This window comes from Burkholderia sp. AU15512, assembly GCF_002223325.1.
Classification (GTDB): domain Bacteria; phylum Pseudomonadota; class Gammaproteobacteria; order Burkholderiales; family Burkholderiaceae; genus Burkholderia.
In genome coordinates this window covers 613001-630811 of the sequence record NZ_NKEX01000006.1, presented here as the reverse complement: position 1 = coordinate 630811, position 17811 = coordinate 613001, and the positions used below count along the sequence as shown (strand labels likewise).

General features: G+C 66.2%; 16 protein-coding genes. 6 read left to right on the top strand and 10 right to left on the bottom strand.

Annotated elements, in window-relative coordinates:
• Positions 1-228 precede the first annotated feature (228 nt).
• The 3 genes from CFB43_RS37910 (at position 229) to CFB43_RS22215 (ending at position 4210) form a co-directional block, all read left to right on the top strand.
• Complete coding sequence (locus tag CFB43_RS37910) at positions 229-1194, top strand: hypothetical protein (protein WP_144023093.1); 966 nt, start codon at positions 229-231, stop codon at positions 1192-1194.
• A 1562-nt stretch (positions 1195-2756) separates the two neighbouring features.
• Positions 2757-3065, top strand: a complete 309-nt coding sequence (locus CFB43_RS22220) for an ArsR/SmtB family transcription factor (protein ID WP_089427115.1) — start codon at positions 2757-2759, stop codon at positions 3063-3065.
• Between the two features lie 83 nt (positions 3066-3148).
• Positions 3149-4210 (top strand): alkene reductase, encoded by a 1062-nt coding sequence (locus tag CFB43_RS22215; RefSeq protein WP_089448048.1) that lies wholly within the window; start codon positions 3149-3151, stop codon positions 4208-4210.
• Positions 4211-4228: 18 nt separating this feature from the next.
• Here CFB43_RS22215 and CFB43_RS22210 read toward each other — a convergent pair whose 3' ends face one another.
• Positions 4229-4756, bottom strand: coding sequence for a GNAT family N-acetyltransferase (locus tag CFB43_RS22210; RefSeq protein WP_089496586.1), 528 nt, complete (start codon positions 4754-4756; stop codon positions 4229-4231).
• Positions 4757-4843: 87 nt separating this feature from the next.
• Between CFB43_RS22210 and CFB43_RS22205 the strand changes: the two genes are divergently transcribed.
• Together CFB43_RS22205 and CFB43_RS22200 are read left to right on the top strand one after the other, a co-directional pair.
• Entirely contained in the window at positions 4844-5455 is a 612-nt protein-coding gene (locus CFB43_RS22205) for a LysE family translocator (RefSeq protein ID WP_089496585.1), read from the top strand.
• A 56-nt stretch (positions 5456-5511) separates the two neighbouring features.
• Positions 5512-6468 carry an alpha/beta hydrolase family protein gene (locus CFB43_RS22200; RefSeq protein ID WP_089496584.1) on the top strand — a complete coding sequence of 319 codons (957 nt, stop codon included), beginning with the start codon at positions 5512-5514 and terminating at the stop codon, positions 6466-6468.
• Here the strand turns inward: CFB43_RS22200 and CFB43_RS22195 are convergent.
• Positions 6465-7385: a phosphatidylinositol-specific phospholipase C gene (locus CFB43_RS22195; protein WP_179254883.1), complete on the bottom strand. Its 921-nt coding sequence runs from the start codon at positions 7383-7385 to the stop codon at positions 6465-6467. The two genes, CFB43_RS22200 and CFB43_RS22195, sit on opposite strands and share 4 nt — an antisense overlap.
• A 6-nt stretch (positions 7386-7391) precedes the next feature.
• Here CFB43_RS22195 and CFB43_RS22190 point away from each other — a divergent pair, with 6 nt between their 5' ends.
• Entirely contained in the window at positions 7392-8414 is a 1023-nt protein-coding gene (locus tag CFB43_RS22190) for a LacI family DNA-binding transcriptional regulator (protein WP_089496583.1), read from the top strand.
• A gap of 32 nt (positions 8415-8446) precedes the next feature.
• On the opposite strand, the gene CFB43_RS22185 is transcribed toward CFB43_RS22190, so the two are convergent.
• The 8 genes from CFB43_RS22185 to CFB43_RS22150 all read right to left on the bottom strand — a co-directional run bounded on the left by CFB43_RS22185 (position 8447) and on the right by CFB43_RS22150 (position 17811).
• Complete coding sequence (locus CFB43_RS22185) at positions 8447-9334, bottom strand: carbohydrate ABC transporter permease (protein ID WP_373452556.1); 888 nt, start codon at positions 9332-9334, stop codon at positions 8447-8449.
• Entirely contained in the window at positions 9304-10173 is an 870-nt protein-coding gene (locus tag CFB43_RS22180; RefSeq protein WP_043179796.1) for a carbohydrate ABC transporter permease, read from the bottom strand. The genes CFB43_RS22185 and CFB43_RS22180 overlap by 31 nt, the downstream gene beginning before the upstream one ends.
• A 34-nt stretch (positions 10174-10207) precedes the next feature.
• The gene (locus CFB43_RS22175) at positions 10208-11446 is read right to left on the bottom strand and encodes an ABC transporter substrate-binding protein (RefSeq protein WP_046548265.1); all 1239 of its coding nucleotides are present in this window, start codon (positions 11444-11446) and stop codon (positions 10208-10210) included.
• Between the two features lie 324 nt (positions 11447-11770).
• Complete coding sequence (locus tag CFB43_RS22170) at positions 11771-12979, bottom strand: porin (RefSeq protein WP_089496582.1); 1209 nt, start codon at positions 12977-12979, stop codon at positions 11771-11773.
• A gap of 167 nt (positions 12980-13146) precedes the next feature.
• A complete protein-coding gene (locus CFB43_RS22165) occupies positions 13147-14085 on the bottom strand; it encodes a helix-turn-helix domain-containing protein (RefSeq protein ID WP_089496581.1) in 939 nt (312 codons plus the stop codon).
• 61 nt (positions 14086-14146) lie between these two features.
• Positions 14147-14734, bottom strand: coding sequence for a DUF3156 family protein (locus CFB43_RS22160; RefSeq protein ID WP_089496580.1), 588 nt, complete (start codon positions 14732-14734; stop codon positions 14147-14149).
• A complete protein-coding gene (locus tag CFB43_RS22155; RefSeq protein ID WP_089496579.1) occupies positions 14731-16233 on the bottom strand; it encodes an APC family permease in 1503 nt (500 codons plus the stop codon). The genes CFB43_RS22160 and CFB43_RS22155 overlap by 4 nt, the downstream gene beginning before the upstream one ends.
• A gap of 237 nt (positions 16234-16470) precedes the next feature.
• Positions 16471-17811: an aspartate aminotransferase family protein gene (locus CFB43_RS22150; protein ID WP_089427101.1), complete on the bottom strand. Its 1341-nt coding sequence runs from the start codon at positions 17809-17811 to the stop codon at positions 16471-16473.

Genomic DNA, 17811 nt, shown 5'->3' with positions numbered 1-17811 from the left:
AAAGAAGTGCGTCGCCCGGAGGGCGACAATCTGCGTTGCCCGTCGCGCATCGCGCGCGTGAGTATTCAGACATTCCCCGCTCGGCAGTTCTAATCCGGCTCGATCGACGAGCCGATGAGCGACAACGATCCGGGAGCAGCGTGATCCCAAAAAGGGGCGAAGCAAAACATGACCTAGATTAAAATAACCAATAATAGGCTGTTAATTTTAAAATAAAGAGATATTCTGATGGGAAATCTATACAAGAGCACACTTAAAAGCGGCTCAATCATGAACGGTCATTACAGACATTCCGACGCATTTCAAATAATCAAAAGCACAAAGGAAAGCTCAATCAACAATGGAAAATATCTGGACATCGAGTACAACCAGGCGTATGCCAGTGTTCACTCGAACAGGGTAACGACGAATGACCCCGACAAAGTTTTCCATGAAAACAGGATGCGCGAGCGTGCGCACCTTGATTTTCTAAAGGAGCTCATCTCCCTCCTTTCTATCGTCACAAATCAATACTTCGATCTCGATTTCGACGGAACAAAAAATATTAGACCATCCGATCAGGAGGAAATTGAGAAATTTTCCGACACTTCATCATCCCCGGAGATTAGAAAAGATCCCTACCGGGTGGCACAGAAACAAAACTTCACCATGAGCTTTGTCTCCATCCATCCTGACGCAGATATTTTTTTCAAAAACTATTTCAAACTAAATTTCGAAGCAAGATCAAGGTACAATACATCAATATTTCTATATCAAAGCATGCGTAAAATTTTTCTCACTTCGGCCAGCATGGCCATTGTTGGCCTTATATCCGCCATCGAAAATCTGATGGATTTTGAGAGCAAAAAGCTCGACAAAAAACCAGCCCAATGCCAGCAATGCAGCCAGCCCATCTTTTCAATATCGAAGAGATTCAAAGAATTCATGTTAAAATTCTCCGAGTTTGACGCAAACAATCCAAACAGCCTTCTAAATAAATTTTATTCAAAAAGAAGCTCGATATCTCACCTCGGCGGAATACTCGAAATAGACCGACTTCTCTCAAGGTTTTCCATGGCGGAGCATCGCGAATTCACGGAAATTGAAACCCATGTTCGCATCGCATTATTCAACTACTTGTTGAAGTATGATTTCGGCAATGAAGCAATGGCAACGCCGCGCGACGAATGCGCCAATCCAGCGAAAAAGGGCTGAAGCGCCTCACATGTCCTGAAGAATGATACCGTAATCGAATACGAGTCGCCCTCCTCAATTGCCGAATCGACAGCTAACCATGCCTCTTCGACGACATTCGGCTCCTTTGCGAGGGTGACGTTGTGCGCGGGAATCGGACCGAACACAATCTCGTACATGCGCTGAAGCTGCGGCAGCATGAGCGGCTCCGGTAGCCGGTATGCCGGAAAAGATGTGCATTCGACCTTGTTGCGCAACCACTCGACCCGTTTTCTGACGCGAAGCTCGCCGATTCGTTCGCGGCATGGTCGCATTGGAGGGATATCCCGAGACAAAGCCCGTGGACAAAAGTGGCACGCGCACGCGGATGCTCACTGCAGACTTCCTAAAGAAAGTCGGTTATGTCGCCGCAAAATCAAATTGACCAGCGATTGGCTGTGAACTCGCGGACCGCTCCTTCCCACGCACATTCAGTCCGCACAGCGGCGGCTGAGCTCGCTTGGATGGGCTACGCCCTGTAGCGAGTGTTCGCTCATCGAGCACAGTACTATTCATTTCCGCTTCCGATGGAACTAATCGCTGCCCGCCAGCAATGACGAATCGGAAACGGGAGCCTTGACACGCCCCAATCCTTTGGATTTCTCGCCGGTATCTGACTTTGGTCCGCCCACCTGCCGGCAAACCCGCTCCCCGATCCATCGCGCGGACGCACGCCGGGGGCTAGCCGGGGCAGTCCCAAGCTCGATCGGAACGCAGCAGCATCCTGGCTCCCCGGTGACTACTGGGATATCCGCAGTACTCCTCTCCGGCTGCCTTGATGAGACGCTGCGGATTGCGCACAAAGACATTTGCCGGCGTTTCGCCAGAAGGTAGCGGGAGCGACGAATAGAGCCAGAATACGCGCCGCCAGCCGTCTCTATCGCGTTAATCCCCGAGGAGGACTTTCAGCAGATCAGTGACCGCCGGGAGTATCGCACCCTGCGCGTTGAGCTGGAAGTCTGGGTGCCTGTAGGTCCGTTCCGCAGCGCCCCAAACTCCAAGCAGCGCTCCATTCAAGCGCCCACGAGCCGCGTACAGGTGTGAGTTGCTTCGGGACGCACTGTCAACCATTTCCGCGACGCATTTCCCATCGGGCCAGTTCCTAGGCCGAAGCTCATTGCGGAATACAATGGCCTGCAGCTGTGAGCCACCATTGCCCATGGCAGCCAACGTCGACGTCGCTGAAGACTTCTCGTCAAGGATGGAATCGAGTAGTTTCGTGAGGTCATTGCGGAGGCCTTCGGCGGAGATCCACAGCGCGTGGTCAGAAGTTGCAGCCCAGTGTAGTTCCAGGTCGTGCCAGGACCGGGAATGGAGGTGTTCGAGATGATCCGCACCCCCGTGTGTCACCTTGAAGAGAATCCGAGGTGCCTCATTGGGACCGTTGCCGCTGAAGTGCGCCAGCACGTTTCTGAGCTCCGAATCGGGTCGAATCAGCTATCAACCCCATTGCCAGCAATGCTTTCAAACATATCGCCAAGTTCCGATATATGATTCGCCCATCGACGATACCTGTTTGCCAGACTGAAACGCCCGCCCGATCCATGCCGACCGAACTCGACATCGAAGCCATCCTGAAAGCGCTCTCGAACCCCGTGCGCCGGGAAATCCTCCTCTGGCTGAAAACGCCGGGCGAGCATTTCCCGAACCAGACGCTGCCGTACGAACACGGCGTCTGCGCGGGCCAGATCGACGCGCGCTGCGGGCTGTCGCAGTCGACCGTCTCCGCGCACCTCGCGACGCTCCAGCGCGCGGGGCTCGTGACGTCGACACGGATCGGCCAGTGGGCGTTCTTTCAACGCAACGAGGCCGTCATCGACGCATTTCACGACGCCCTGCGCCGCGAACTCTAGTCAACACGGCCGAACCCGGCCATGCGGAGCGCCGTCGCCCATGACGCGACGGTTTCCCGCCTTTCGTGAAGAGGTTATTTGCCATGCCCACCCTGTTCGATCCCGTCACCCTCGGCGACCTGACCCTGCCGAACCGCATCGTGATGGCGCCGCTCACCCGCTCCCGTGCCGGCGCGACGCGCGTGCCGAACGCACTGATGGCCCGCTACTACGCCGAGCGCGCAACGGCCGGCCTGATCATTACCGAGGCAACGTCGGTCACGCCGCAGGGTGTCGGCTACGCGGATACCCCCGGCATCTGGTCCGATGAGCAGGTCGAGGGCTGGAAACAGGTGACGCAGGCCGTGCATGCGGCCGGTGGGCGCATCGTGCTGCAACTGTGGCACGTCGGCCGGATCTCCGACCCGGTGTTCCTGAACGGCGACCTGCCGGTCGCGCCGAGCGCGATCGCCGCGGGCGGCCACGTGAGCCTCGTGCGTCCGCAGCGCCCGTACGTCACGCCGCGCGCACTCGAACTCGATGAAATCCCGGGCATCGTCGCCGCGTACCGCAAGGGTGCGGAAAACGCGAAAGCGGCCGGCTTCGACGGCGTCGAGATCCACGGCGCGAACGGCTACCTGCTCGACCAGTTCCTGCAGGACAGCACCAACCACCGCACCGATGCATATGGCGGCCCGATCGAGAACCGCGCACGCCTGCTGCTCGAAGTGGTCGATGCGGCAATCGACGTGTGGGGCGCCGGCCGCGTCGGCGTGCACCTTGCCCCGCGCGGCGACGCGCACACGATGGGCGATTCCGACCCGGCGGCAACGTTCGGCTATGTCGCGCGCGAACTCGGCCGTCGCAAGATCGCGTTCATCTTCACGCGTGAGTCGTATTCGGGCGACCACCTGAGCCCGCGCCTGAAGGAAGCGTTCGGCGGCCCGCTGATCGCGAACGAGCAGTTCACGCTCGACACCGCGCAGGCCGCGCTCGCAAGCGGCAGCGCCGACGCGATCGCATGGGGCAAGCTGTTCATCGCGAACCCCGACCTGCCGCGCCGCCTCGAACTCGGCGCACCGCTCAACAAGCCGGTGCCGGAAACGTTCTACGCGGAAGGCGAAACGGGTTATACCGATTACCCGGCGCTGAGCGACGCGGCCTGACGGCCCGGCAGCGCGTGTTCAGCGGCGCACGTCCGCACGCATGAACACGCGCTGCGTCTCGTCGAGGCCAAGCGCGACGTGGTGCGCGCGGATCGCGCGCAGCGTGTCGTCGAGCGCGGCGGCATCGACGATGCTGAAACCCAGGCGCGCGTAGTACGGCGCATTCCACGGCGCGTCGCGAAACGTCGACAGCACGATCTCCGCGATCCTTTCCTGCGCCGCGCGTGCCCTCACTTGTTCAATCAGGCGCGCGCCGATCCGCTGTCCGGCATGCGACGGCGCGACATCCAGTTCTTCCAGATAAAGCCGCTGCGCATCGAGCAGCCGGTAGAACGCAAACCCGACGCACATACCCTGCGGATCGACCGCGACATACGCGCGACCGTCGTCGATGCGCTCGAGTACGGCCGTCTCATCGGTCGGCTCGCCTTCGGCGATCTGGGTCATGCCGATTGCGCGGAACCGCTGCGCGGCGGCGACTTCGACGGCGGCCATCGCGGCCGCGTCTTCCCGCGTGGCGGGACGGATCAGGATGGATGCAGTCATCACGGCAATTCAGGCAGACAGTCTGGAACGGCCGTCACTATAATCGAAACCTCATACGTTTCGAACGCCCCACCCACGAGGTTCGTCATGACGCTGTCCGCGCTCGCCGTCTTCGCTGTCACCCTGCTCGTCACCGCCGGCACGCCCGGTCCGAGCGTCGCCGCGCTGGTCGCGCGCGTGCTGACGAACGGCGTGCGTGACGTGCTGCCGTTCCTTGCGGCCATGTGGCTCGGCGAAGCGCTGTGGCTCACGCTCGCGGTCGCGGGGCTGTCCGCGTTCGCGCGCACGTTCGCGGCCGGGCTGATCGTGCTGAAGCTGCTCGGCGTCGCGTACCTGCTGTTCCTTGCATGGAAGATGTGGACCGCGCCGACCGCGACCGGCGCCGACGACCTGCCGCGCGGCCAGTCGCCGTGGCGCATGTTCGTCGCGGGCATGCTCGTTACGCTCGGCAATCCGAAGATCATGGTGTTCTATCTCGCGCTGCTGCCGACGATCGTCGATCTCTCGCACGTGGGTGTGACCGCATGGGCCGAACTCGTCGGCACGATGCTCGCGGTCCTGATCCTCGCCGACTGCTTCTGGTCGCTGCTTGCGTCACGCGCACGGGCGTTCCTGACGTCGGCACGCGCGAAGCGGTTCGCCAACCGCACGAGCGCGACCGCGATGGCCGGTGCGGCGGTGGCGATCGCGACGCGGTAAGCGCCTCTGTCCGGCGCAGGTCGCGCCGCGTCCACTCCGTTGCCCCGGGAATCGACATGAAGACCTGGCTTTCGGCTGCCCTGCTCTGCCTGTCCGCCACGCTCGCGCACGCGGCCGGCATCAAGTTCGTCACCATCCCGGCCGACGCGGCGGGCCCCGAGCTGCGCGCGGTCATCTGGACGCCCTGCGCAACCCCCGCGCAGCCGCTCACGATCGGCCCGTTCGTGCTGAAAGGGCAACGCAACTGCCCGACCGTCGGCGACAAGCTGCCGCTCGTCGTGATTTCGCACGGCCATGCCGGTACCTACTTCGGGCATCACGACCTCGCCGAAACGCTCGCCGACGCAGGCTACGTCGTCGCGGCAATCAACCATCCCGGCGACACGCATACCGACATGAGCCGCGCGGCCGACCTGCGGGAGCTGGTCGAGCGGCCGGACGACATCAAGCGCCTGGTCGACTACATGCTAACCGCCGAGCCCGACGCCACGCATATCGATCCCGCGCGGATCGGCTTCTTCGGCTTTTCGCGCGGCGGCTATACGGGCCTCGTGCTGGCCGGCGCCAATCCGGATTTCGTCCACGCGCACGTGGCCTGCCCGAACCCGACCTGGCTGATCTGCAAGCAGATCCGCGACCGTGACCTGCCGCGCCAGCCGCTGACGCACGATCCGAGGATCAAGGCCTACGTGATCGCCGACCCGATGAACGAATTCCCGAGCGCCGATACGCTGAAGGACGTGCACGCGCCGATCCAGCTCTGGGGATCCGCAGCGGGCGGCGACGGCGTGGAGCCGGAAACGATCCCCGCGCTGGCCGGCATGCTGCCGCAACGGCCGGAATTCCACGTCGTGCCGAACTCCGCGCATTTCGCGTTTCTCGCGCCGTGCTCCGACCAACTGGCGCAGGTCTCGCCTGACGTCTGTACCGATGCGAAGGGATTCGATCGCGCGGCCTTCCACGAAACGCTCGATGCAAAGGCGCTCGCGTTCTTCAGCGCCAATCTGCGCTAACAGCGAAACGTCTTGCGCCAGACGCCCGGCGCCGGCACATGGTCGTTGCACGCGATCAGCGCGCGCACCAGCGCCCAGTCGTCGTCATCGCAGAAGTCGAGCAGCATCGCGCCATACGGGCCGGGCTGCTCGCGCAGCCGTTCGGCCAGCCGCGCATGAATGCCCCGCACGTTGCCGGCGCCGTGTGCGACCACCGACGGATTCGCGCCCATCCCGGTTCCGCTGCAGAAGTTGATCGCCCAGCGGCCGCTGTCCGGCGACGGCAGGTCCGTCAGCAGCGCGTCGATCGCCCGCCACTTCCAGCCGATCGACGCGGCCACCGGCACGCGGTATTCGTCCTGGATCACGAACGCGCCGTCGGGATGATCGATCGTGAACGTCGCGTTGTCGGGCCATGCGGTCAAGTCGATGCCGAGCGGCCGGCTGCTGCGAAAGCGCCGCAGCAGCACGATTGCGCCGCGCACGTCGCCGAGCGCGGGCAGCGTGCCGCCGGCATGCCAGCGCAGCCGCGGATGCCGCGCACGATGTGCGTCGAACGTCGCATCGAAACCGCGTGTGCACGCGTGCACCGGCCATTCGTCCTTCACCGACATCACGAGGCATTCGCGCGGATGCGCGTCGAGAAAGCGCGCACAAGTTGCCAACACGTCGTCGAACGTCATGCCGAGCGCGATGCCGCCGTGATGGATGTCGAACGCATCGCGCACGTGCCGGCAGCGGATGTCGAGCAGCCGCACGCCATGCGCGAGCTGGGCATCGAGCGGCGCATGCTGGGTACGCACGAGCCGATCGTCGACGGTATACGCACAGGTGTCATGGCTGCCCGGTAGGGTCAGCGTATGCAGCAGTCGTGCATCGTCGAGCGCCGACATCCAGTCGGCGGGCGGCAGGCACGTATCGTGGCTCGAAGGGATCATGAATCGATGAATGACAAGGAAAGAAAGCCGTGGGTCACGGCATCGGATGTCGCGGCGCGCGCCGGCGTGTCGCGCTCCGCGGTGTCGCGTGCATTCTCGCCGACGGCGAGCATCGCGCCGCAGACACGTGAGCGCGTGATGGTCGCCGCGCGCGCGCTCGGCTACCAGGTCAACCTGATCGCGCGCGACATGATCACGCAGCGCAGCAGCATGATCGGCGTCGTGACGGCCGGGTTCGAGAATCCGTTTCGCGCACGGCTGCTGTCGGACCTGATGGCCGCGCTCGGGCAGCGCGCGCTCACGCCGCTCGTGACCAATGCCGAAGATCCGCGCCAGGTCCGGCAATCGCTCGAACAGTTGCTCAGCTACCGGATCGCGGGGCTGGTGATGACGTCCGCGTCGCCGCCGCTGTCGGTCGCGCAGCAGTATCTCGAACACCGGATCCCGGTCGTGATGATCAACCGCGAGGCGAACCTGCCGGGCGCGGACATCGTCGTCAGCGACAACGCGGCAGGCGCCGTCCACGCAGCGCAGCGGCTCGTGCGGGCCGGCGCGCGCCGGCTCGCGTTCGTCGGGCCGCGCGGCGCGAGCTACAGCGCGCAGTCGCGCGCCACTTCGTTCGAGCAGGCGATCGGGCGCGGCGACGCGTTCGACGCGACACTCGCGCACGTGCTCGACACGCCGTCCGACACGCATGCAAGCGGCGTCGACGCCGCACGGCAACTGTTCGCGAACGGCAAGCGGCCCGACGGCGTGTTCTGCTCGTCCGACCTGCTCGCGCTCGGCGTGATCGACGTCGCGCGCAGCGAATTCGGGTTGCGCGTGCCGGACGACGTACGCGTGATCGGCTTCGACGACATCCCGGCCGCCGATTACGATGCGTACCGCCTCACGACGCTGCGGCAGGACACGCGCGGCCTCGCGCAGGCGGCGGTCGACCTGCTCGCCGACCGGATGCAGGCGTTCGACGGCCCGTCGCGCACGCGCATCGTGCCGGTCACGCAGGTGGTGCGGGCCAGCTGCGCATAACCACGGAGAATCGGGCGCGGCAGCGCCGCGCGTCACTTCAACCCGCCCGCGAACCCGCGCAACAGGTAGCGTTGCACATAGCCGGCCACGGCCAGCGTGGGCAGCGATGCCATCAGCCCCGCGCTCATCAGGTCGCCCCAGTCGATGCCGTTCTCCGTCACGTAGCCGGCAATCGCGAGCGGCAGCGTGAAGCGGCTCGGCGTCGACACGAACAGCAGCGCGATCAGGAATTCGTTCCACGCGGCGATGAACACGAAAATTGCGGTCGCGATCAGCCCCGGCGCGCACAGCGGCAGCACGATCTGCACGAGGCGGCGCGCGAGCCCCGCGCCGTCGATGCATGCGGCTTCCTCGTATTCGATCGGCACGTCGCGCACGAACGCGAGCAGCATCCAGATCGCCATCGGCAACGCATAGATCTGGTACGCGAGCATCAGGCCGAGCGTCGAATCGAGCAGGTGCAGCCGCTTCGCGAGCGCGAACAGCGGCACCGCGATCGTGATCGGCGGCATCAGCTTCAACGCGAGCACGAGCACCAGGAACAGCAGGTCGAGCCGCGCCGGAAACCGCAGCCGCACGAGCGCATACGCGGCCGGAAACGCGAGCGCCAGCGCGAGCAGCGTCGTGCCGAAGCCGACCAGCAGCGAATTGAACAGTGGCGCGCCGATGCCGTTGGACCAGACCGACGCGAAATGCTCGACGGTCGGCGCGGCCGGCCAGATCCGCAACGGGTGATCGAGGCGTTCGAGCGTCGGCATGAAGGCCGCGCCGGCCATCCACAGGCACGGCAGCAGCAACAGCGCGAGCGCGGCGATGCGCAGTGCCCACGGCATCGCGCGACCGAATGCGGCGCCCGTTCGCGCGCCCGTGATGCGAGCGGGTTGCGCCGTCATGCGCGCCGCTTGCGAACCGTCTGCCATACGTACCCCGAGACCAGCAGCGCGGACGCCGCGAGCATCAGCACCGACGCGGCGCTCGCCGGCCCGACGTTGAAGAAGCGGAAGCCCGTGTCGTAGATATAGGTCGACAGCGTCTGCGTCGCGTTGCCGGGGCCACCGCCCGTCAGCGCATAGACCTTGTCGAACAGCTTGAACGTGTCGATCGAGCGCAGCAGCAGCGCGAGGCCGATCTGCGGCGCCGCGAGCGGCAGCGTGATGTCGCGCAGGCACTGCCACTCGCTCGCGCCGTCGGTGCGTGCGGCTTCGTACAGCTCCTGCGGGATCGACTGCAGCCCGGCGAGCACGATCAGGAACGCCATCGGCGTCCACTGCCACACGTCGACGAGCGCGAGCGACCACAGCGCGAGATGCGGATCGGACAGCCAGCGCACGCCTTCGATGCCGAACGCCGCGAGCAGCGCGTTCAGGAAGCCGTCGAAGTTGAGCCAGTTGCGCCAGATTGCCGAGCACACGAGCGTGGACAGCATCATCGGCAGGATCGCGAGCGGCAGCGCGATGCGCCGCCCCGGAAACGCGCGCACGAACAGCAGCGCGAGGCCGAAACCCAGCGCGACTTCGGCGAGCGACGCGACGATCGTGAAGCGCAGCGTGTTGCCGAAGCCGGCCGTGAACGCGTCGTCGCCGAGCACCGCGCGATAGTTCGCGAGCCCGGCGAATGCACGGCGGCCGGCCGAGTAGTCGACCTGGCAGAACGAATCGATCAGCACCTGCGCGACCGGATACAGCGCGAGCGCGGCGAGCACCAGCAGCGCGGGTCCGAGCAGCGCGACGAACGGCAGGCTACGGCCGAAGGCTTTCATGCGCTGGGTCCCGGCGAGCGTTCGAGGCGAGCCGTCACTTGCCGGCCGCGGCCGTCGCCTGCGCGATCTTCTGCTGCGCCTGGCGCAGCGCGGCGTCGGGCGCGGCCTGCCCGGTCAGCGCGAGCTGCAGCTGGTCGCCGAGAATGCTCTCGACCTGCTGCCAGTCGTTCACGCGCGGCCGCGCACGGCCGGCTTCGAGCGCCTTCAGCTGATCCGGATACCAGCGGTACTGGCGCACCAGCGCCGGATCGTTGAACACGCTGCGGCGGGTCGGCGGAATGCCGATGCCGGCGAGGCGCGTCTGCGTGTCGCGGGCGGTCAGGTACGCGAGGAAATCCTGCGCGAGCTTCGCGTGCGGCGCGTCCTTCGGGATGCCCATCTGCCAGATGCCGAGCATCGGCGCCGGGCCGGCGGTCTGCCCGGGCGGCGGCTGCAGCGCGATCTGGCCGACCACGCGCGACTGCTTCGGATCGTCGAGCGCCGGCACCCACGCCGGCCATACCTCGATCGACTGCGCGGCCGTGCCGCGCTGCAGCGCATCGCGCACTTCCGCCGCGCCGTACACGTCGACGTCCTTCGGCGCGGACGCCTTCAGCGCGAGGAAGGTCTTCAGCGCGGCCTGCGCTTCACGCGAATCGATCGTCACGTTGCCGGCGCGGTCGAACACGTCGCCGCCATAGGCCCACAGGATCGGCAGGAAGCCCGTCACGACCGGGTTGCCCTTCGTGCCGCGGAACACGACGCCCGACACGCTCTTGTCCGCGCCGCCGACGGTCTGCGCGATCTTCAGCACGTCGTCCCAGTTGCGCGGCGGCTGCAGCTTGTACTTCGCGAGCAGGTCCTTGCGGTACGCGAACATCTCGACGTTGCCGACGATCGGCAACGCGTACAGCGCACCGGCCGCGTTGCGGCCGAGCGCGACGGTGGACGGCACGAGATCGGCATCCGCGAGTGACGCGGGCAGCGGCTTCAGCCATCCGTTGCCGATGAATTCGGGCGCCCACGTGTCGTCCATCATCACGAGGTCGTACGCGCCGGTGCCTTCGCGCATCGACAGCTTGAGCTTCTGGTACAGGTTCGCGTTCGGCAGCTTGAGCAGCTCGATCTCGGTACCCGGGTGCAGCTTGTTGAAGCCGGCGACGGCGTCGGCCAGCCCCTTGCCGTAGATATCGTCGCGGCCTGCGATGACGAGATCCGCGGCAACGGCGTGCGTGGCGGCGAAGGACAGCGCAAGGGCGGCGGACAGCGCGCGCAGGCGGCTCAGCAAGGTCATGAGGTCTCTCTCGTTCGGCGTGGTGGCGGGACGGCCGGCCGTTGCACACGTGTGCAACGCGGGGGATGCTTCCGGCCGCCTGTAGCGAACGCCATTGTTCACGCCGATCGTTAAGAATTTATGGCACACGGCGATCGCCGGTGCGCGGCGCCTGCCGAGCGCTTGCCACGGCGAATCGGGCGGCAACCCGGCCGCCCGCCAACCGCCTGCTGCTCGCCGCCCGTTGCCCGTTGCTCGTTGCTCGTTGCTCGTCGCTCGTTGCTCGTCGCTCGTCGCTCGTCGCCGGCCGCCCGCGTTTCGCGCGCCGTGTCGCATACCCTGCGCTTAAAAGTTCACACGAATGCCCGCCATCACCGCCAGTTGCCGGGTCGAGTTGCTGTTCGCGAGCACCGGGATCTGCGCGTAGTTCACCGCGTTACCGTCCGCGTCGGTGCCGAGCCCCTTCCCGCTCGCGATCTGGCCGATCGCGACCGCATACAGCGCCGTGCGCTTCGACAGGCTGTAGTTCGTGCCGACGTTCACCTGGTGGAACCGCGTCGTGCCGCGCCCGTCGGTGTGGGCTGCGTTGAAGATGTACGCGACGCCGCCCTGCAGCGCGGGGGTGAACATATACGTGGCGTTCACCTCGCCGATATCGAACGTGAACGCCTGCGTGCGCGGCTGCGCGGTGGTCGAGAAATAACGGCTGTCGCCGAGGCGCGTATGCGTATAGGTGAGCGCGATCGTCGCGTCGCCGAACGTGACCGAGCCGCCCGCGCCGAACGCGCGCATCGAGCCCGCATCCTGCAGCAGGCAATACATCGCGCCCGGGTTGCTGCACGCGAAATCGCCGATATAGCCGTTCGCGCCGCCGAGCGCCGCGTCGAGCGGCTGGTGCAGGTCGAGGTAGCCGACCGAGAACGCAACCGGCGCGCGCGTGTACGTCGCGGCCAACGCGTAACCGCGCTTCGCGGAGAAATCGCCGGCCTGCCCGCCGACGCTGAACGTGCCGCCGAACGTGAGGCCGTTGAAATCGGCGCTGGTGAACTTCACCGCGTTGTTGAAGTTGAACGCGGCGTTCAGGTTGTCGACGTCGCCGAGATGCGAGCCGTACGGCGTCGCCCAGTTGTTGCTCGACACGTACGCGCCGAGCATGTCGGTGTACGAGTCGTACTGCCGGCCGAGGCCGAGCGTGCCGATCCCGTCCTGGCGCAGCCCGACCCATGCCTGCCGGCTGAAGGCCGTGCCGCCCTGCAGCGCCTGCCCGTTCGCCGAAAGAAACTGCTGCTCGAGCGTGAACACCGCATTGAGCCCGCCGCCGAGCGGCTCGGCGCCCTGGAAGCCGAATCGTGACGGCACGAGGTTGCCGCCGCCCATCTGCCATGCATGACCGCCGCCCGTGCTGCCGTCGGCGCGCGTGAACTGCTGATTCGTCGAGTAGATGATGCCGGTGTCCACGGTGCCGTACAGCGTCACGCTGCCCGAGGTCTGCGCGTGTGCGTGCATGCAACCCAGCGTCGCCGCCGCCGCGGCCAGTCGTCGTCCGATCTTCATGTCCCGCCCCTCTGTTGTCATCGATTCGCAGTGCAGATCGATGGGGTTATCGATATGGGTGACAGGACTCTATCCAGCGAAAATTCAGGACCTCTATCGCAAATCGGCAAACAGTCGCACGCGTTGCTTGCGACGGTGCCCGGCGGCGCCGTCGCGGCGCGCGCGCATCATTCGGGGCGCGTCGTCTGCGACGGCAGCTCGCCGAACAGGTCGCGATACTCGCGCGCGAAATAGCCGAGGTGCGTGAACCCCCAGCTCGCGGCAGCCTCGCCGACGCCGAGCTGCTGCACAGGCGTCGTGCGCAGCAGGCGGCGCACCGCGTTCAGCCGAATCGTGCGCAGATAGCCGACCGGCGTGACGTCGGCCACGCGTTGGAAGCTCGTTTGCAGCGTGCGGCGGCTGCAGCGCAGCGCGCGACACAGTTCGAGCACGGTGACGGGTTCCTCGGGCCGGTCGCGCAGATGCTTCTCGCAACGGCTCACGATGTCGCTGTAAGTGGCGTGCGTGATGTCGCGACGCTCGACGCCGATGCCCTGCTCGAGCGCATCGAGGAACATGCCGAGCATCGCGTCGCGGAACATCTTGCGGGTGGCCGCGTATTCGAGGTGGCCCGGGTTGCGCTGCGCATCGTCGATCAGCGACGACAGCCGCGCGCCGAGCGCGACGCCCTGCTCGTCGGACAGCCGCGTCACGTGGCGCAGCTTGCGCGCGCCGGACGCGCCGAATTCGGCTTCGCACAGCTCGTCGACCATGTCGGACGCCGCGCTGATCCCGACGAGCCCCATCCCCTCCGGCGTGTGGAATTCGAAATCCTCGCCGGCGCGCAGCGCGAGCAGCGCATAGCCGTCGACGGGCTGGCCCTGGAACGTGCCCGCGAGCGGCACGGACAGCGGCACCGCGAGCGACGTGCGCCCGGCCGGCGCGAGCCCGGTTTGCGCGACGCGCCGGTTGGTCGTTTCGCGGAAGAAGTGGAAATCGTCGTACAGCACCTGCGTGACGGTGCCCTTGAAGCGGCCCGGCGTCATCTGGCGGTACACCTGATGCCAGCCCGCGATCGCGAGCCCGTGATCGTGCACGTCTTCGTGTGAGCGTGACTGGAACAGCATCGGCATCTCCGGTAAAACCCTTAAACGCGGCCGCCGGTTCCCCGGCGCGCAACGCCACAGCTTACCCGTGCAAAATCCTGCGTAGTGCGGTTTCGAACGCAAGACAGGCCGCCGACAGCGCGGCGGCCTGCTCGCCCGTCAGGCGGACGTAGCGGCGGAACGACGGCATCCGGTTCACCACCTCGCTGCCGCCGAACGGCACGATCGCGAGCGTCCAGCAGCCGTCGCGCGCGTCGATCGTGCAGTCGGTCAGGTGCAGCGGCCGCAGCGCATCGGCCAGCGACGGCTCGGCGACCAGCGCGGCCAGCGTGTCGGCGAATCCGGGGTCGCATCCTGGAGCGGCCAGCGCGTCGATACCCGTGCAGCGCAGCCAGCCGGTCTGCCGCACGCGCGCGCTGCCCTGCACGGCCGGGCCGCACGCGGTGGCCGCCACCTTCACGCTGATCGTGTGCATCAGGAACTGGCGGTCGACGCGCTCGTCGACGCTAACGCGCACGCCGTTCGGCAGCCTCGCCGTCGGACTGCCGACGTGATCGGCATCCCGCTCGGCGCGCAGATCGGCCAGCACGCGCGCGGCGATCGCGCCGGGCCGGTGGCCGGGCGGCGGCGCATCGGGCGCCGCGCGCCAGCGGGCGAGCGCGATCTTCACGATGCGACGTGCTCGTTGCGCAGCACTTCCTCGACCGGCACCGGCTTGAACGGATGCCGGCGCTGCACGACGAGCGTCCAGAACAGCGCGTACAGCGCGGTGAGCCCGAGCATCGCGCCGAACGGCACGTAGATGTCGCGCGCGTTCATGCCCGGCGGCGTGATGTACCAGATCGCGAGAATGATGCCGACGCTCGACACGATCTGCGGCAGCGGGAACAGCGGCGAACGGTACGGGCGCGGCAGGTCCGGGCGGCGAATCCGCAGCATCACGACCGACGCGGTGACGAGCAGGTACGCGGTGCCCCACGCGCAGGTGGCGGCGAGCACGAGGTGCAGGATGCTGTCGAGATTGCCGTTGATCAGCCACGCGTGGAAGATCGGCACGATCGCCGCCGCCACGATGCCGACCACTGGCGTCTTGAAGCGCGGATGCAGGTACGCGAAGCAGCGCGGCAGCGCGCCGTCAATCGCCATCCCGTACAGGATGCGCGGCAGCCCGGCCATCAGCGTGTTGATCGTCGCGGCACCGGCGCACAGGAACGCGATGCCGAACCACACGCGGCCGAACGGCCCGAGCACCTGCAGCGCGAACGCAGGAATCGCGCCCGGCGTGTCGAGCAGGTGCGTGAGGCCGTCGGCGCTCACCGGTACGTTCGCGACCTGGCGGCGGATCGCCGCGCCGTACAGGAACATGCAGATCGCGACGCCGACGAGGCCCAGCGCCATCGCGCGCGGAATCGTCTTGCCCGGCGACTTCATTTCCGGCGCGAGCGGCGTGACGAACTCGCAGCCGACGAACATGAACATCGCCATCCCGACCAGCGACAGCACGGCCGGCACCGACGTGCCGACTTCCGAGCCGCCGAACCAGCCGTCGAGATGCACGGCCGGCGCGGCCGCGAGCCCGAGAATCCCGAAGATCATCAGCGACAGCCACATGCCGGCCGTCAGCACGATCTCGAGCTTGCTGAACACCTTGATGCCGATGATGTTGGTGATCGCGAACGTGACGACGAGGCCGACACCGACGAGCCACGAGCTGTTGTGCTTCTCGAACGCGGCATTCAGCGATTCGAAATTGACGAGCGCCATGATGCCGCTCAGGATCGTTTCCGCCGTGCCGGCGAACACGTGCACGAGGAAATACGCGGAGATCGTGCCGGTGATCGCCCAGAAGCGGCCGAGCCCGCACGACAGGTAATCGTAAACCGAGCCGGCCGTCGGCAGCATCGCGGCGGCTTCGGAGAAGGTGGTCGCCTGCGCCTGCATCATCACGAACGCGATGATCATCGCGACCGCGAACGCCCAGCCGCCCATTCCGAAGCCCGACGTCGCGGTGAGAATCACCGGGCTTGCCATGATGAGGCCGACGGCGCTCGCCAGCGCGGTCGGAAAGCCGACCGCACCCGCCTTCAGCGCCGTGCCGCCGCCCGCTTCAGCCGGCGTGCCGCCGGGCGTATCGCCCGCTGCGCCGGTAACTCCAGACCATCCCGACATCCTTGTCTCCTTCCTGTGTCGACCCCGGCCGCCGCTTCGTCGGCGGCCGGGGTTCCATGGCTTTGCGGTCAGCCCGGGGCGGCGCTCAAGCGCTTCGATTCCCGGGCCCCTTGTCGATCACAACTCGATCCGATGTCGAAAAAATACGCAGGCAAAATAATCCGGTCATAGCGCAAATTGGCAAACCGGCGGCGGCTACGCTGCCCGCCGCCGGCGCGCCGTCACGGGGTCACACCGTCACGCGAACGGCACGGCCTCGAAGCCCGCCGCGAGCGCGTCGACGATCCGGTCGAGCTGCTCGCGCTGGATCACGAGCGGCGGCGACAGGATGATCTTCGTGCCGACCGGGCGCACCAGCACGCCGTTCTCGCGCGCGACTTCCGCGACCGCGTTCGCATAGCCCGAGAGCGGGTCGATCGGCTCGCGCGTGTCCTTGTTCGCGACCAGATCGAGCGCGAGCATCAGCCCCTTGCCACGCACTTCGCCGACCGCCGCGAAGCGTTCCGCGAACGGCTTCAGCGCTTCGAGCAGATACGCGCCCTGCTTCGCCGCGTTGGCCGGCAGGTCCTCCTTCACGACGATGTCGAGACTCGCGATCGCCGCCGCGCACGCGACCGGATGGCCCGCATACGTGTAGCCGTGCATGATCGCGCCGCCGAAATCGGCGTTCGCGGCGAACGCGTCCTCGATCCGCGCGTTCACGACGGTCGCGCCGAGCGGCACGTAGCCCGACGAGATGCCCTTCGCGAGACACATGATGTCCGGGCGCACGCCCCAGCCGCGGCTGCCGAACATACTGCCGCTGCGGCCGAAGCCCGTCACGACTTCGTCGGCGATCAGCAGGACGCCGTAACGGTCGCACACCTCGCGCACCAGCGGCCAGTAGTTGGCCGGCGGCACGATCACGCCGCCCGCGCCCTGAATCGGCTCCGCGATGAACGCGGCCACCGTGTCGGGGCTCTGGAACTGGATCTCGCGCTCCAGCATCTCCGCGCAGATCCGGCCGAGTGCTTCGGGATCCTGCGTGAACGGGTTGCGGTACAGCCACGGCGTCTCGACGTGGAAGCAGCCCGGCAGGTTCGGCTCATAGTTGCGGCGGAACACCGTGTTGCCGTTCACCGACGCACCGCCGAAGTGCGTGCCGTGATAGCCCTGCTTCAGCGAGATGAACTTCGTGCGGTCGGCCTGGCCGCGCACCTTCCAGTACTGGCGCGCGATCTTCAGCGCGGTCTCGATCGAGTCGGAGCCGCCCGAGCTGTACAGCACGCGGCGCATGCCCTCCGGTTCGAGCATGTCGATCACCTTCTTCGACAGCTCCTCCGCGCGCGGATGCGAAATGCCGTCGAACAGCTGGAAGTATTCGAGCTCGTCGAGCTGGCGCACGATCGCGTCCTTCACTTCCTGGCGGTTGTGGCCGACGTTCACGTTCCACAGGCCCGCGACGCCGTCGACGAGCTTGCGGCCCTGTTCGTCGAACACGTAGCAGCCGTCGCCGCGCACGATGCGGATCGGCTTGCGCTGTTTCATCTCGTTCGGGTGCAGCATCGGGTGCCAGAATTTCGCTTCGTTGTAGCTCAT